Annotated in this window: 12 protein-coding genes and 3 tRNA genes; 13 read left to right on the plus strand and 2 right to left on the minus strand. The window is 57.9% G+C overall.

From position 1 onward, the window contains the following. Positions 1-4: 4 nt before the first annotated feature. Positions 5-1,225: a sensor histidine kinase gene (locus ACTX90_RS07515; RefSeq protein WP_443443702.1), complete on the minus strand. Its 1,221-nt coding sequence runs from the start codon at positions 1,223-1,225 to the stop codon at positions 5-7. Between the two features lie 202 nt (positions 1,226-1,427). Here ACTX90_RS07515 and ACTX90_RS07520 point away from each other — a divergent pair, with 202 nt between their 5' ends. From ACTX90_RS07520 to thiL, 12 genes are all read left to right on the plus strand, one after another. Beyond that, positions 1,428-2,486 (plus strand): 3-isopropylmalate dehydrogenase, encoded by a 1,059-nt coding sequence (locus tag ACTX90_RS07520; RefSeq protein WP_443443704.1) that lies wholly within the window; start codon positions 1,428-1,430, stop codon positions 2,484-2,486. Between the two features lie 114 nt (positions 2,487-2,600). Then, a complete protein-coding gene (locus ACTX90_RS07525) occupies positions 2,601-3,695 on the plus strand; it encodes a branched-chain amino acid aminotransferase (protein ID WP_443443706.1) in 1,095 nt (364 codons plus the stop codon). Positions 3,696-3,770: 75 nt separating this feature from the next. Continuing rightward, complete coding sequence (gene galE / locus ACTX90_RS07530; protein ID WP_443443708.1) at positions 3,771-4,838, plus strand: UDP-glucose 4-epimerase GalE; 1,068 nt, start codon at positions 3,771-3,773, stop codon at positions 4,836-4,838. A 47-nt stretch (positions 4,839-4,885) separates the two neighbouring features. Then, on the plus strand, positions 4,886-5,650 hold the full coding sequence (locus tag ACTX90_RS07535) for a fumarylacetoacetate hydrolase family protein (protein WP_443443710.1): 765 nt from the start codon (positions 4,886-4,888) through the stop codon (positions 5,648-5,650). 161 nt (positions 5,651-5,811) lie between these two features. Further along, the gene (gene gltX, locus ACTX90_RS07540; RefSeq protein WP_443443712.1) at positions 5,812-7,317 is read left to right on the plus strand and encodes a glutamate--tRNA ligase; all 1,506 of its coding nucleotides are present in this window, start codon (positions 5,812-5,814) and stop codon (positions 7,315-7,317) included. Positions 7,318-7,334: 17 nt separating this feature from the next. Then, on the plus strand, positions 7,335-8,099 hold the full coding sequence (locus ACTX90_RS07545; protein ID WP_443443714.1) for an HAD family hydrolase: 765 nt from the start codon (positions 7,335-7,337) through the stop codon (positions 8,097-8,099). A 109-nt stretch (positions 8,100-8,208) separates the two neighbouring features. Further along, positions 8,209-8,280, plus strand: a tRNA-Gln gene (locus tag ACTX90_RS07550). A gap of 49 nt (positions 8,281-8,329) precedes the next feature. Further along, positions 8,330-8,405: transfer RNA gene (locus ACTX90_RS07555), tRNA-Glu, on the plus strand. Between the two features lie 34 nt (positions 8,406-8,439). Then, positions 8,440-8,515: transfer RNA gene (locus tag ACTX90_RS07560), tRNA-Glu, on the plus strand. Positions 8,516-8,610: 95 nt separating this feature from the next. Continuing rightward, positions 8,611-10,380 carry a dynamin family protein gene (locus ACTX90_RS07565; RefSeq protein WP_443443716.1) on the plus strand — a complete coding sequence of 590 codons (1,770 nt, stop codon included), beginning with the start codon at positions 8,611-8,613 and terminating at the stop codon, positions 10,378-10,380. Continuing rightward, the gene (locus ACTX90_RS07570) at positions 10,377-12,020 is read left to right on the plus strand and encodes a GTPase (protein WP_443443718.1); all 1,644 of its coding nucleotides are present in this window, start codon (positions 10,377-10,379) and stop codon (positions 12,018-12,020) included. The genes ACTX90_RS07565 and ACTX90_RS07570 overlap by 4 nt, the downstream gene beginning before the upstream one ends. Positions 12,021-12,095: 75 nt before the next feature. Next, on the plus strand, positions 12,096-13,058 hold the full coding sequence (gene thiL / locus ACTX90_RS07575; protein WP_443443719.1) for a thiamine-phosphate kinase: 963 nt from the start codon (positions 12,096-12,098) through the stop codon (positions 13,056-13,058). 19 nt (positions 13,059-13,077) lie between these two features. Here the strand turns inward: thiL and ACTX90_RS07580 are convergent, their stop codons facing one another. Next, positions 13,078-13,803 carry an IclR family transcriptional regulator gene (locus tag ACTX90_RS07580; RefSeq protein ID WP_443443721.1) on the minus strand — a complete coding sequence of 242 codons (726 nt, stop codon included), beginning with the start codon at positions 13,801-13,803 and terminating at the stop codon, positions 13,078-13,080. 113 nt (positions 13,804-13,916) lie between these two features. On the opposite strand from ACTX90_RS07580, the gene leuC reads away from it, so the two are divergent. Then, a complete protein-coding gene (gene leuC / locus ACTX90_RS07585; RefSeq protein ID WP_443443723.1) occupies positions 13,917-15,365 on the plus strand; it encodes a 3-isopropylmalate dehydratase large subunit in 1,449 nt (482 codons plus the stop codon). Positions 15,366-15,378 lie beyond the last annotated feature (13 nt).

The following is a 15,378-nucleotide window of genomic DNA, read 5'->3' on the forward strand; positions in this document are numbered from 1 at the left end:
AGCGTTAGTCCTCCGAGTAGGGAATGAATACAGAAACTATGAATCCTCCGCCGGTTCGCGGAGAGGCCTTGCAGGTTCCATCGTATAGTGCAACGCGCTCGCTCATACCTTGCAAACCGTAGCCTTGCCCCTCGAAGGTCAAGGAGCCGGCACCGCGGCCATTGTCTTCAATAACGAGGTTCAATCCCCGAGATGTCCAATTTAGTTGTACCGAGGCGGCGGTGTTCGGCCCTGCATGCTTAACTACGTTTGTGAGTGCCTCCTGCACGCTTCGATAGGCGGTTAGCTCTGCGCCAGCTGGCAGTTCTTTTCGTGGTGAGCCTGAGTAACTGAATTGAACTTTCAGCCCGGCAGTTTCAGCGTTCTGGATAAGATCCGGAATATTGGCCAAGGCCGGCAAGGGGCGGTTCTCAACCTCTTCATCCTTGCGCAAGACGCCCAGCAGGCGGCGCATTTCGCGGAGAGACGCACGTCCAGTATCGGAGACGGTTTTCAGGGTGGTGATCGCTATTTCCGGATCGTTGACGGCGGCGTAGCGGGCGCCGTCCGCCTGAGTGATAATTACGGACAAGGAATGCGCGACGATGTCATGCATTTCACGTGCAATGTGGTTTCGTTCATCAGCGGCAGCCAGGTCGCGTTCGATGATTCGCTCTTTTTCAAGTCGATCCGCGTGGTCCTGCAATGCTTTCATGGTCAGGCGCCGGTTGCGGGCGAGGTCGCCGAAGGTCCAAGAGACTGTGACCACGAGCGCCAGGCCCACGAACGAGATCATTGTGTCGAAACTGATGAACGTGAATCCACCGGTCGGCGAGCTACCGCTGTTGAACATGCTCAAGGTCGCGAGAAGTGCTCCCAACAGTCCGAACCCCAAAGTGGTAAATGATTGCCAGCGCTTTCCATAGACAGCCATCGTGTAGACCATGATCGGAACCGACAGCTGGGACGGCAGCACCAGTCCGCCGAAGGCCAGCTGAAGTAGATGTCCGAACGTGATGATCAGCGTCGCGACCCATGGTTTGGCGCGGCGCATCATGAGGGGCGCAGTTTGCATCAAGGAGATGGCTACGAGCGAAAGAGTCATGAGCAGGGAACTGCTGAAGCCGATGGTCGCCGTCAGCAAAAGGCATAGCAGCGTGAAAGCCAATCCCGTTGCAAAATCGACTTTGCCGGAATTTTCGCGAATCCACCGATCAATACGGCGGTGCGGGTTTGAAAAAATCAACTACGCCTCTGAAGTTCGTGAAAAGTGCCGAGTGCACGCGACCTCTAGCCTGAGCGAAATAGCGCACATCATCTTATTTTAGTGCTCTGTGCATGGGGGAACCTCATCCTGGAGTTTGAGGTTTTAAAGTTGAGATTTCACCATTTCTCATAATTTGAGATGAGCTCTCACATGTTGGACTCTGTTCGGTAGGCTTGGACCCATGGGAAAAGTTTTTGAAATTGCAGTCATTCCTGGGGATGGCATTGGACCAGAAGTCGTCGCAGAGGCCGTCAAGGTCTTGAACTTCGTCACCAACGGCGGCGAGAACGAGGTCAATCTGACCAACTACAAGCTGGGTGCCGAACATTGGCTCGAAACCGGTGAAACCCTGCCCGAGGAGACGCTGGAGAATCTCAAGAAGCACGACGCCATCTTGTTCGGAGCGGTAGGCGCCGCTCCTGGTGATACTCGTATTCCTTCCGGGCTCATTGAGCGTGAAATGCTGCTGAAGCTGCGCTTTTCGCTGGATCACTACGTGAACTTGCGCCCGTCGAAGCTTTATCCTGGCATTGAAAGTCCTCTGGCCAACCCGGGAAACATCGATTTCATAGTGGTGCGCGAAGGTACCGAAGGTCCGTATGTGGGCAATGGCGGGTCTGTCCGTACGGGCACTGCGCACGAGATCGCCACTGAAGTATCCGTGAATACGGCGTTTGGCGTCGAGCGTGTCGTTCGAGATGCGTTTGCGCGAGCTTCGCGCCGGGAGCGCAAGCACGTGACCTTGGTTCACAAGCACAATGTGTTGGTTCACGCCGGTCACCTGTGGCGCCGGACCGTGGAAGCTGTGGCGAAGGAGTTCCCTGAGGTGACGCACGACTACCTGCATGTGGATGCCGCGACCATCTTCCTGACCACCGACCCTGCCCGCTTCGACGTCATCGTCACGGACAACCTTTTCGGCGACATTTTGACAGACCAAGCAGGCGCCATCACCGGTGGCATCGGCTTGTCGGCCAGTGGCAACATCAATATGTCCCGAACCTACCCGTCGATGTTCGAGCCGGTACATGGCTCCGCCCCAGACATTGCCGGCCAGCAAAAGGCCGACCCGACCGCGGCGATTCTGTCCGTTGCCTTGATGCTTGATCATTTGGGGCTGTCTGAAGAATCGAAGGCTGTCGAGCAGGCAGTTGAAAAAGAGATCACTTCACGTCAGGAATTGACCGATCGCCGCACCACCAGCGAAATTGGCGATGCAATTGTAGCCCTGCTGGCATAAGCTAAAAGGGAAGTTCCCGGTACGGATGTATCCGGTAGCTAATCCACAAACGGGTGTTCCGCAACTTTGTGGGACACCCGTTGCTCGTACATGAATTAGGAAGTCCAAGGTTAGATGGAATTCACCGAAAATCTCTCAACGAACCGCAAAAGCGCCGAGGACCGGGCCAAGATTCTTGCCGACCCGGGCTTCGGGGACTTCTTCACCGACCACACCGCGGTCATTGACTGGTCGGCCAACGGTGAAGGCCATGGCGGTACCTGGCATGACGCCCGCATCGAACCGTACGGCCCCATCGCGATGGATCCGGCGGCCTCCGTTCTGCACTACGGCCAGGAAATCTTTGAAGGCCTGAAAGCCTACCGTCATGAGGACGGATCCGTTTGGACGTTCCGTCCCCATGCAAACGCAGCGCGACTGAACAAATCGGCGGCACGTCTCGCCTTGCCTCAGCTTAACGAAGACGTATTTGTCGAGTCGCTGCGAAAGCTCGTGGCATCCGATATCGACTGGGTTCCAACAGGTGATGGCGAGGCGCTCTACCTTCGTCCGTTCATGATTGCCACCGAGGCATTCCTGGGCGTTCGCGCAGCACGCGAAGTTTCCTACCGGGTCATCGCATCGCCGGCAGGTAACTACTTCGGTGGAGAGCTGAAGCCTGTGGCAATCTGGGTATCCCAAAACTATGCACGTGCAGGCCGAGGTGGAACCGGTTCCGCCAAGTGCGGCGGAAACTATGCGGCATCGCTCGTGGCCCAGCTTGAAGCTGAAGACAATGGCTGCAAGCAGGTTCTGTTCCTTGACCCGTTCAATGACAATGCGGTAGAGGAACTTGGCGGAATGAACGTGTTCTTCGTTACCAGGGAGAACAAGCTGGTCACCCCTGCACTGACTGGAACCATCCTCGAAGGCGTTACCCGCTCGTCCGTAATCCAGCTTGCCAAGGACCGGGGAATGGAAGTCGAGGAACGCCGAATCACCCTTGATGAATGGCGTGAAGGCGTTGCCAGCGGCGAGATCACCGAGGTCTTCGCCTGCGGTACCGCAGCTGTGATTACCCCGATCGGTGTTCTGAAGAACGGTAACGAGCTGATCGGTGACGAAGACGCCAAGGCTGGCGATGTCACCATGTCGATCCGCGAAGAACTGCTTGGCATCCAGCGTGGAACGGTTGAAGACCGTCATGGATGGCTGGAGCGTTTGGTCTGATAGCGGAAGATAAACGTAGAATTGGCTGTGCAATGCTTATTGCACAGCTAATTCGTTTTAAGTGAGGACTTCGGCATGCACGTTTTGGTTACCGGTGGAGCTGGATATATTGGCTCGCATACCGTCCTTCTGCTTTTGCAGGAAGGCTACCGCGTTTCCATCATCGACAACTTCAGCAATTCATCACCGGAGTCGATTCGACGAGTTACTCAGCTTGCAGGGCGAGCACCAGAGCTGCACAACATTGATTTGCTTGACGCTTCTGCAGTGAACTCCATTTTTGAAGCCCTGCGGCCAGACGCCGTGATTCATTTCGCTGGGCTGAAGGCTGTAGGTGAGTCCGTATCCCAGCCCCTTCGCTATTACCGCAACAATGTTACTGGTACGCTGAATCTTTTGGATGCGATGGAATCTGTTGCCTGCAGGACGCTTGTTTTCAGTTCATCTGCAACTGTCTATGGCGAGTCGACTGCTTTGCCGCTCGTCGAATCAACACCTCGGAGTGCTACGAATCCATACGGCCGCACGAAGCTCCACATCGAAGAAATGCTCGAGGAATTGGCGGTCTCAGACCCGCGATGGTCCATCGCGAATTTGCGGTATTTCAACCCTGTCGGCGCGCATGAATCCGGCGAGATCGGAGAGGATCCCCAGGGTATCCCTAATAACCTCATGCCGTTCGTGGCCCAGGTCGCCGTCGGCGTGCGAGAAAAGGTCTATGTTTTCGGTGGCGATTATCCCACTGCAGACGGGACCGGAGTTCGGGACTACATCCATGTAATGGACCTCGCGGCAGGCCACCTTTCAGCTCTGAACTACCTGCAGGAGTCCAAGGGCGCGCATGTTTGGAACTTGGGTACGGGTGCTGGCTCCAGCGTGCTGGAAGTCATCGAAGCGTTCGCACGCATTTCGAATCGACCGGTGCCATACGAGATCGTGGAACGGCGTGCGGGTGATGTCGCTGAGAATTACGCTGATGCCGAGAAAGCCCGTCTTGATCTTGGGTGGAAGGCCGAACGTGGGTTGGAGCAGATGGTGGGCGACATGTGGCGTTGGCAAAGCAACAATCCCGCAGGATTCCCGGACCTAGAGTTCCGCGAAATGACGGAAGAAGAACTGAACGCATTCATCAACGGAAAGTAAGCTGTCGCTGTGTGCCAAGCAGGGGCAGAGCAAGTTAGGGTTTAGAAATGCGCATTGCACGATTTGTAGTTGACGGCGACCCTCTTTACGGTGTCGTCGACGGAGAAAATATTCATGCACTTGCGGGGGATCCGTTCTTCCAAGGCATTAAGACCACTGGTGCTGTCCACCAGCTGGACGATGTTCGGCTGGTGGCGCCAATTATTCCGCGATCCAAAGTCGTCGGATTCGGTCGCACCTACAGCGAACACGCCAAGGAGTTAGGCAACGAGGTGCCTCCGGAACCACTGATGTTCCTGAAGCCGAATACTTCAGTCGTTGGACACGGAGAGCCGGTAACCCTTCCCGGATTTTCACAAGAGGTTTCCTTCGAAGGCGAGCTTGCGGTTGTCATCGGCCGGATCTGCAAGGATGTGCCAGCAGAAAAGGCCAGCGACGTCATCTTCGGATACACGATCGCCAACGACCTCACTGCCAGAGACGCCCAGCGCACCGACCCGCAGTGGGCCCGGGCCAAGGGATTCGATGGCTCGTGCCCGCTCGGGCCATGGATCGAAACCGAACTGAAAGACCCGGACGACGTAGCGATCACCACGCGCCTGAATGGCGAGGTCCGCCAGGACGGTTCCACGCGGGACATGATTTGGCCTGTTTCCGAACTCGTTGCGCGGGCGTCCGAAGCCTTCACCTTGCTTCCCGGCGATGTCATCATGACAGGCACTCCTGCAGGCGTCGGACTAGTCAACGCCAGCGACATCGTTGAGATCGAACTTGAGGGACTCGGAACACTGAGGTCGGTTTTCCGTCGATAACGTGTTTTGAGTAAATGTGGTTTTTCATTGGAACTGGAAAAGCCACCATCTTGCCATCATGAATTTGGTGGTACCGCAAGGGCCCCCGGTCGCGAATGTGACCGGGGGCCTTCGTGGATCGAATTCGGCAAGCTGGCCCGAAGGTTTAGAATGGAACCATCATGACTGATCTTTCGCTGATTCCACCCGTGACCGAAGATACTCCCGTTCGCGTCCGTTTCTGCCCATCGCCTACCGGCACTCCACACGTAGGCATGATTCGCACGGCCCTGTTCAACTGGGCCTATGCCCGCCATACCGGTGGCAAGATGATTTTCCGTATCGAGGATACCGACGCGAAGCGCGATTCCGAGGAAAGCTTCAACCAGGTTCTGGACGCACTGGACTGGCTGGGCATCGATTGGGATGAAGGCGTCAACGTGGGTGGTCCGCATGAGCCGTACCGCCAGTCGCAGCGCGGCGACATCTACCAGGATGTCATTGCCAAACTTCGCGAGGCAGGCCACCTCTACGAGTCCTACTCGACTCCGGAAGAAGTCGAAGCGCGTCACAAGGCCGCCGGCCGCGACCCAAAACTGGGTTACGACAACTTCGACCGTGAACTGACGGCAGAGCAGATCGCTGCGTTCAAGGCCGAAGGCCGCGAACCGGTACTTCGCGTACGCATGCCGGACGAGGATGTTACCTTCACCGACCTGGTCCGCGGCGAGATCACTTTCAAGCAGGGGAGCGTGCCAGACTACGTAGTGGTTCGCGCCAATGGCCAGCCACTGTATACGCTGGTTAATCCGGTGGATGACGCGCTGATGGGAGTGACTCACGTGCTGCGCGGCGAGGATCTGCTGTCCTCCACGCCGCGTCAGGTTGTCCTCTACGCGTTGCTGCACGATGTAGGCGTTGCCAAGTACATGCCACGATTCGGGCACCTGCCGTACGTGATGGGCCAGGGCAACAAGAAGCTTTCCAAGCGCGATCCTGAATCGAGCCTGTTCCTTCACCGCGAAAATGGTTTCATTCCCGAAGGCTTGCTGAACTACCTGGCACTGCTTGGCTGGTCTTTGAGCGCGGATCAGGACATTTTCAGCAGCGAAGAACTGGTCAAGGCTTTTGACGTGACCGACGTGCTGTCGAATCCTGCACGTTTCGATGTGAAGAAGGCCGAAGCCATCAACGGCACCCACGTTCGCATGCTGGAACCGGAGGACTTCCGAAATCGCCTGGTTCCCTACCTCCAGGCTGCCGGCCTTGTAGGTCAAGAGCTGACCGACCGCGAAAACGAGATCCTCGACCAGGCCGCGCCTCTGGTGCAGGAGCGCATCGCTCTTCTGGGCGAAGCAGCAGACATGCTCGAATTCCTCTTCAAGAATGATGACGAAATTGTCGTCGAGGAAAAGGCGCTCAAGGGTATGCCGGCCAACCTGGATGACGTTGTCAGTGCCTCGATTGAAGCTTTGGAAGGCGTGAAGAACTGGAACGCGGAAGAGATCCAGAATGCACTGCGGACCAAGCTGGTTGATGAGATGGAGCTGAAGCCACGCCAGGCATTCGGTCCTGCGCGAGTTGCCGTTTCCGGCAAGCGTGTCTCACCTCCATTGTTCGAATCCATGGAGATCCTCGGCCGGGAGTCGAGCTTGAACCGTATGCGTACCTTCGGCGCCTCGCGGTAACAGGAAACGCTAATTTCGTGAACGAAGTACCTAACGCCTTGGATGGATCTGCCAACAGATCCATCCAGGGCGTACTTTTTGACATTGATGACACTCTGGTAGACCTTCGAGCAGCCGCTATTGCAGCTTTCCTGGAGCTTACAACCGAAGAGCTCAGACACGTAGATGCTTCGGAAGCAAGCGTCGTTGCCGCAGCTTTTGCCGATGACAAGGCCGGAGCCTACGAACGCTACATGGCAGGTGAACTGACTTTCCTGGAGCAAAGGGAAATTCGCTTGCGATTCTCCCTGGGGCTCGTGAATGCCGAAGCGCCGGCAGGGGAGTTATACCAAGCGTGGGCCGAGACCTATGAGAAGACGGTGCGTAGCTATTGGCGCCCGTTTGAAGATGTCGTGCCCCATTTGGATCAGCTCCGAGCCATGGGCATTCCCTTCGGTGCCGTTAGCAATAACCTTGAGTCGTACCAGCGGGCCAAGTTGGAAATCGCTGGTCTTGAAGGATTCGCTGTGGTTGTTGGATCCGATACGGTCGGCGCGCCGAAACCTGCGCCTGCACCGTTTCTGGCAGGCTGCCAGCAGCTTGGTATCCATCCGCAGCAGACGCTTTACGTGGGGGACAACCCGGTCAATGACTACGAAGGAGCACGCAATGCGGGACTCCCAGCAGTACTGCTGGACCGCGAGGCTTTTCATGAGGATTTCCTCGGACTTCGAATCCGTGATCTCTGGGGCTTGGCGGAGTTAATCGGTGCAGGCTTCGACAGTTTTGTCGCCGATTCCTAGGGGAATCGTCGATTTGTATTGATCCCGGAACGTCGGTATAGTTATATCTCGTGCTGAGGCGATCAGTGGGAATTGAATTATCAATTCAGTCTGAAAGCCCAAGTCACATTGGGATATGGTGTAATTGGCAACACAACGGTTTCTGGTTCCGTCATTCTAGGTTCGAGTCCTGGTATCCCAGCGCTTCATCAAAAAACATTTGATGAGCTAAGGAGAAATTCTTGGCATACGGCCCCATCGTATAGCGGCCTAGTACTCCGCCCTCTCACGGCGGCAACACGGGTTCGAATCCCGTTGGGGTCACCAAGCTTCTTCTCAGGTCTCCCGCAAGGGAATATACGGCCCCATCGTATAGCGGCCTAGTACTCCGCCCTCTCACGGCGGCAACACGGGTTCGAATCCCGTTGGGGTCACCACACAAGTCACAGGTAAATCTGTGGCTTGTTGTATATCCACCCAAATCTGCCCGATATGTTTCAAATAACGTCCTTTCATAGGGCAAGATGGTCACATGGAGGCAAATTCGGAATCCCGCTCGGCGGGCGGCGCAGCTACCCCTGAGGGTTCAGGCTATGCGCTATCCACCATCAAGCAGCTTGCATCGTTGAGCTCCGTACTAGATGGGCTCACCTTTCTACTTTCCGCATCCAATCCGATGCTGTCCAGCGAAATACTCAGAGTCAAGACGATTCACCAGATCGCCGACTACCTAGTGCCTCGGCTGGAAAACCTCCACGCACCACTGCTCATTGTCGTGGGCGGTTCCACCGGTGCAGGGAAATCCACTCTGGTGAATTCGCTGCTTGGCGAGACCATCAGCGCCTCGGGTGCCGTCCGCCCGACAACCCGCGTTCCGGTGCTCGCGTACAACCCGTCCGATGCGTCGTGGTTTGAAGATCGACGAATCCTCCCCGCGCTGAGAAGGTTGTCGTATTCCGGGAATCAACCGGATGACGCCAACGCAAAAGCGCAGGCAGTGCAACTCGCTCCACACGCGAAAGTCCCCTCCGGGATTGCCCTTATTGACGCGCCGGACATCGATTCCATTTCGGACGAAAATCGTGCTCTGGCAGCGCAGCTTTTGAATGCAGCGGACCTTTGGATATTCGTCACGACTGCCAACCGGTATGCGGATGCGTTGCCTTGGGACCTGCTCACGGAAGCCGGTGCCCGGAACATCACTGTCAGCATCGTGCTCAATCGTGTGCCCGCGGGTGCGCAAACCGAAATTCTTCCTGATTTGGAACGACTGCTCAGAGATAGGGAACTGGGATCTTCGGCCGTTCACGTGATTCAAGAAATGGAGCTTGACCAGCAAAAATTATTGCCCCAAGCGCTGACGCAACCAATTTCGAACTGGCTTGACTCGCTGGCCGGAGATGCCCAGGAACGCAAACGCATCGCCTTACAAACCCTTGACGGTGCACTTAGGCGGTCCGTTGCGGACGTGAACGAGCTCTACGCGGAACTCAAGGACCAGGAAGCGCAACTGCAGGAACTGCTCCTCGGCGTAGACCAGCGTTTCGACCAAGCCATGGACGTGGTGAAATCGGCGCTGAAGGATGGAACCCTGCTCCGCGGAGAGATCTTGGCTAGATGGCAGGATTTCGTCGGTGCAGGAGAACTGCTGCGTGGAATTGAAGGAAGCGTAGGCCGCATCCGCGACCGTATTGGTTCATTTTTCTCCGGGCGACCGCCGGCAAGCAACAGGGTTGAACAGGCGATTGAAACGGGCCTGCACGCAATATTCGTCGCAGAAATTACCGAGGCCGCCGACAACCTCGACCGGGTCTGGCGTACCACCCGCATTGGGCAGGAACTCAGCCGCGCACTGCCCACCCCCAGGCTGCCCGCGGATCTCAGCGAGTTGGCAAGCCGCAGCGTGCGCGAATGGCAGAATGACATTCTCACCATGATTCGTGAAGAGGGTGCGGGGAAGCGAAAGACTGCCCGCATGGCGGCATTCGGAGTGAATGGCATTGCAGTCGTCCTCATGGTTGTCGTTTTCGCATCGACGGCGGGGCTAACCGGACTGGAGCTCGGTATCGCCGGGGGATCTGCTGTAGTCGGCCAAAAACTGCTGGAAGCCATTTTTGGTGAGGACGCCGTGCGGCGGATGGCGGCCAGGGCCAGCGGCATGCTCGAAGAACGCGCACGCGAGTTGATCAATGCCAACGCAGACGTTTACCGAAACGTCATCAAATCCTGCCAGCAACCCGAAGAATTGGAAGGCCTGGCTGAGTTTATTCACGCCCAGGGCCAGAAAGGCCACCACGTATGAGCGAGCGCAAGGTACTCAGGGCTCAAGCCAGTCTGTCGGGTCAGATCGATTCGATTTCCGAGGCGATGAAGCTTGGAGAATCGTACCTCGACCCGCAAACTGTTGATTTCGCAGCACTGGTTGTCTCGCGCGCCGAAGCCCGTCGCCAACTGTCCTCCGACCATGTGGTCATCGGGCTCTTCGGAGCTACGGGTTCCGGCAAATCAAGTCTCTTCAACGAATTGGCGGGAGCACAGCTCGCCCGGACCGGGGTCATTCGTCCGACTACAACGAAAACCATCGCGGCGATCTGGAACCCGGAAGGTTCCGGAGAACTGCTTGATTGGCTGGAAGTTGATGATCGGCACGTGGTCGACTCGATGTTCGGAGCCACCACAGCGCCGCGCGGCACGACCCCGAGCGGAGGCCTGATCCTCCTAGATCTTCCGGACATGGACTCAACGGCACTGGAGCACCATGAAATTGTGGAAAGACTGTCCGGGCAGGTCGATGTCATGGTGTGGGTGCTGGATCCGCAGAAGTACGCTGATGCCTCCATCCATCAAGGCTATCTTGATGGTTTGGGATCCCATGGGGGGAACTTGCTGGTGGTGCTGAACCAGATAGACCTCATCGCGGCATCCGATCAAGCGGCAATCCAGAAATCCTTGACGGGACTTCTTGCCCAGGACGGATTCCGGGGACTGGAAATCCTTCCGGCTTCATCGCGAACCGGCGAAGGCATCGATGCATTAAGAACGCGGATCGCCAAACTCGCGGAAAACAAGGCCTTGTCAATTCGACGGCTCAAGGCCGATGTCGACCAGGTCATACATCGACTCGTTGCCGAACTCGGCGCGGAACAGGTCAACCTGCCTGGGAAGCTCGACCAAGCCGAGCTGGAACAAGGAATCGCCGCTGCCCACGGGGTGGACCTGATCGCGGACGCGGCCGAGCGCTCCTACCTGCTTCGCGCTTCCTCGCACACCGGCTGGCCGTTGACGAGCTGGGTGATCCGCTTCAAGAACGACCCATTGAAGAGGATGAACCTCGGGCGAAACCACGAGCATCCGGAACTGGCCCTGACCTCGCGGCCCCCGCTGTCCGTGGCGCAATCTGCCACTATCAAGCAGTCGGTCCACACCTACCTGTCCAAGGCTACGGACGGGATGCCGGTGGGTTGGTCGGAAGAGCTCAGGACAAGTACCACGGATCACCTTGACGAGTTGGACCAGGATATTGACGTGGCCATAGCCACCACAGACCTAGCGATTGACAAGAAATCCTGGTGGTGGCCGTTGACGAAGGTTCTGCAATGGGCGTCGATTGTTGTTGCCTTGGGCGGCGCCCTGTGGCTCGGTGCCCTCGCCGTGGCGGGGTATCTTCAGTTCGCTGTTCCGCAGCCTCCGAAGGTCGAAAGTTTTCCCATTCCCACCTTGATGCTCCTGGTCGGGTTACTGCTCGGTATTGTCCTCGGCATCGCCGGTTCATTTGTCAATCGAATGGTCGCTAAGATGAAGAGAAAGCGTGTGCACCGGAACCTTGAGCGCTCCGTTGCGGGCGTTGTCCGCCAGCACATCGTGGATCCTGTCGCTGCGCACCTGGACCAGTTCAACAGCTATGCGGATCTCATCAACCAGGCCGCGAAGAAAGCCGATTAATACTCAGTGACGAATCACCAAGCTAGCAAGCTCCCGACCGTCGGCGACTTAGGGGAGCAGGGAATCCTTGACGCCATGCTGCCTCTCCTGGACTCCAAACAGGCACCCCTGGGCCCAGGCGACGACGCCGGAGCCCTAGCCGTTTCCGGTTCGGAAGTTGTGGTGTCCGTCGACACTCTTGTCGAGAATCAGGACTTCCGGTTGTACTGGGACAGCGGTTTCGAACACAAGGCCTTCGACATCGGGTGGAAGTCGATCGCCCAGAATGTTTCAGACATCAATGCCATGGGAGGCGTCCCGACAGGCGCCGTCATCTCCCTGTCCCTGCCTGAAAGCACCAGCATTGAATGGGTCAAGGAATTCTCCAGGGGCATCTCCGCTGCAGTTCAAGGGCTCGGTGCGGGCCGTCTCGCGGTGATTGGCGGAGATCTGGGCAAGGCTGCCGAAATATCAGTGACTACTACCGTCATCGGAGAGTGCGAGCACGGCAAGGTGCTCAGGAGCGGCGCCACGCCGGGGGACCGCATAGCCATCGCGGGACGTCTGGGATCGGCCGGCGCTGGACTGGCGGTACTCGATGGCAGCACGCAATGGCAGACGTGGAATCGTTCGGTCCGCAGGATCGTGGATTCCCAGTGCAAACCAACCCCGCCGTTGGAATCGGGTCCCCGGGCGGCCGAAGCCGGCGCGAGCGCCATGATGGACATCTCCGATGGACTGATCCGGGATGCTTCGCGTCTGGCCAAGGCCAGCGGCGTCAACCTTAACCTGAACGTCGACTCGCTGAAGCACTTCGCTGCTCGCTTGGAGCCTGCGGCAGTGCTGTTGGGTGCGGATCCGATGCTGTGGGTCCTTGAAGGCGGAGAAGACTTCGGACTGCTCGCGGTGTTCCCGCAGGGTGCCTCGATTCCTGAAGAATTCACCGTCATCGGCGACGTCAGCGCCCAGACCGGTCGACGTGCCCTGGTGAAAATCGACGGGCAGATCGTCAACGGAGCCCGCGGATTCGACCATTTTTCCGAGGCCATGAAGCGCTGAATCGAGACCTGCACTCGGTTCAGTGGCGTTCAGTCTGCACCCGGAGCAATTCGGACAGCTCGTTCGCTGCGGCAACTACGGCTTCATGGTAGATCTTTCCCGGCTGGCGGGTCAGGCGTTCAATAGGGCCGGACATCGACAACGCGGCAATGACGCGACCGGACTGGCCCCGGATCGGGGCTGATACCGAAGCAACCCCGGGTTCGCGTTCGCCCAGCGACTGCGCCCACCCGCGCCGGCGTACACCGGCAAGTATCGTCGGCGTGAACCGTGCATGATGCAGGCCATCGATCATTCGTTCATTGTCCTCCCAAGCCAAAAGCACCTGCGCAGCGGATCCAGCTTTCATGGAGAGCTGGGTGCCCACGGGGATGGTATCCCGCAGACCCACCGGGCGTTCCGCACTGGCGATGCACACACGGAAGTCTCCCTGCTTGCGGAAGACCTGCGTGCTCTCACCGGTTTGGTCCCGGAGCTTGAGGAGGATCGGTCCTGCGGCGCTGACCAAGCGGTCCTCGCCGGCGGCGCTGGCAAGTTCGACCAAGCGGCTACCCAGTTCGAAACGCCCGTGCAGGTCCCTTCCAACGAGCCCATGATGGGCCAGCGACTGCGCAATTCGATGGACGGTTGGCCTGGAAATCTGGGTCAGCTCCACCAGTTGTGAGAGCGTGGTTGGGCCATTCTCCAAGGCATTGAGAATGGCGGCTGCCTTATCGAGTACGCCTACGCCGCTACCTGTTGTCATATCTCGATTCTCCCGTCTCAGCATTTGAGATTCAAGTCCGCATACTGGAAATGTCCTTCTGTGAAGTGTCAAAGTTGAGATATCAAATGAACGTAGCTTGAGGAGTGTGTCGCATGTCTGCCACGCAGCCGCCACAGACACTGGCCGAGAAGGTCTGGAACGCGCATGTTGTGCGCCGTGGAACCGGTGAAGGCGAAGCCCGCCAGCCGGATCTTATTTACATCGATTTGCACTTGCTGCACGAGGTGACCTCTCCGCAGGCATTTGAAGGACTGCGTCTGGCAGGCCGCCAGCTGCGCCGGCCTGATCAGACCATTGCCACGGAAGATCACAACACGCCCACGCTTGACATCGACAAGCCCATCGCTGATCTGACGAGCCGGACCCAGATCAACACCCTGCGGGAAAACTGCAAGGAGTTCGGCGTGCGCCTGCACTCCCTTGGCGACAAGGAACAGGGAATCGTCCACGTCGTTGGTCCGCAGCTGGGATTGACCCAGCCGGGAATGACCGTGGTCTGCGGCGACTCCCACACGTCGACCCACGGCGCGTTTGGCGCATTGGCCTTCGGCATCGGCACCTCCGAGGTCGAGCACGTGATGGCGACCCAGTCGCTGAGCTTGAAGCCGTTCAAGACCATGGCGATCAACGTCGAGGGCACCTTGAAGCCGGGCGTCACTGCCAAGGACATTATCCTTGCGGTCATCGCCAAGATCGGCACCGGCGGCGGCCAGGGCTACGTCCTCGAATACCGAGGCTCCGCCATCCGTGCCTTGTCCATGGACGCGCGCATGACCATTTGCAACATGTCCATTGAGGCAGGCGCCCGAGCCGGCATGATCGCTCCGGACCAGACCACCTTTGACTACGTCAATGGACGTCCTCACGCCCCGCAGGGCGAAGACTGGGACGCCGCCGTTGCGGAGTGGAAGCAGCTGCACTCGGACGAGGGTGCCCAGTTTGATGCAGAGGTCTTCCTGGACGCGGATGAACTGGAACCTTTCGTTACATGGGGCACGAACCCGGGCCAGGGTGTGTCGCTCTCTGCCACGGTGCCAACTCCGGAAGACTTCGAGGACGAGAACGACCGCAAGGCCTGTGAGCGCGCCTTGGAGTACATGGGTCTGACTGGCGGAACTCCCATGAAGGAAATCCGTGTTGATACCGTCTTCCTGGGCTCTTGCACCAACTCCCGAATGGAAGATCTGCGAGCAGCCGCCGCGGTGGTCAAGGGCAAGGAAAAGGACCCCAACGTCCGCATGATTGTTGTCCCAGGCTCGGCCCGCGTCCGCTTGGAGGCTGAAGCCGAGGGCTTGGACCAGATCTTCAAGGACTTCGGCGCCGAATGGCGTTTTGCTGGATGCTCCATGTGTCTCGGCATGAACCCAGACCAGCTCGCAGAAGGGGAGCGTTGCGCCTCGACCTCGAACCGAAACTTCGAAGGACGCCAGGGCAAGGGCGGGCGCACCCACCTTGTCTCCCCACTGGTAGCAGCCGCAACGGCAATCCGCGGCACGCTGTCCTCGCCAAGCGACCTCGTCAACACTCCGGTAGCGGTCTAGGAAGGATCACCGT

Origin of the sequence: Glutamicibacter soli (genome assembly GCF_052322135.1) — a bacterium.
In the GTDB taxonomy this organism is placed as follows: domain Bacteria; phylum Actinomycetota; class Actinomycetes; order Actinomycetales; family Micrococcaceae; genus Glutamicibacter; species Glutamicibacter soli.

Coding starts and splice junctions, on each gene's coding strand:
- ACTX90_RS07535 (WP_443443710.1), top strand. CDS start 4,886: ATGCGCATTGCACGATTTGTAGTTGACGGCGACCCTCTTTACGGTGTC.
- leuC (WP_443443723.1), top strand. CDS start 13,917: ATGTCTGCCACGCAGCCGCCACAGACACTGGCCGAGAAGGTCTGGAAC.
- ACTX90_RS07565 (WP_443443716.1), top strand. CDS start 8,611: ATGGAGGCAAATTCGGAATCCCGCTCGGCGGGCGGCGCAGCTACCCCT.
- galE (WP_443443708.1), top strand. CDS start 3,771: ATGCACGTTTTGGTTACCGGTGGAGCTGGATATATTGGCTCGCATACC.
- ACTX90_RS07570 (WP_443443718.1), top strand. CDS start 10,377: ATGAGCGAGCGCAAGGTACTCAGGGCTCAAGCCAGTCTGTCGGGTCAG.
- ACTX90_RS07580 (WP_443443721.1), bottom strand. CDS start 13,803: ATGACAACAGGTAGCGGCGTAGGCGTACTCGATAAGGCAGCCGCCATT.
- ACTX90_RS07520 (WP_443443704.1), top strand. CDS start 1,428: ATGGGAAAAGTTTTTGAAATTGCAGTCATTCCTGGGGATGGCATTGGA.
- gltX (WP_443443712.1), top strand. CDS start 5,812: ATGACTGATCTTTCGCTGATTCCACCCGTGACCGAAGATACTCCCGTT.
- thiL (WP_443443719.1), top strand. CDS start 12,096: ATGCTGCCTCTCCTGGACTCCAAACAGGCACCCCTGGGCCCAGGCGAC.
- ACTX90_RS07525 (WP_443443706.1), top strand. CDS start 2,601: ATGGAATTCACCGAAAATCTCTCAACGAACCGCAAAAGCGCCGAGGAC.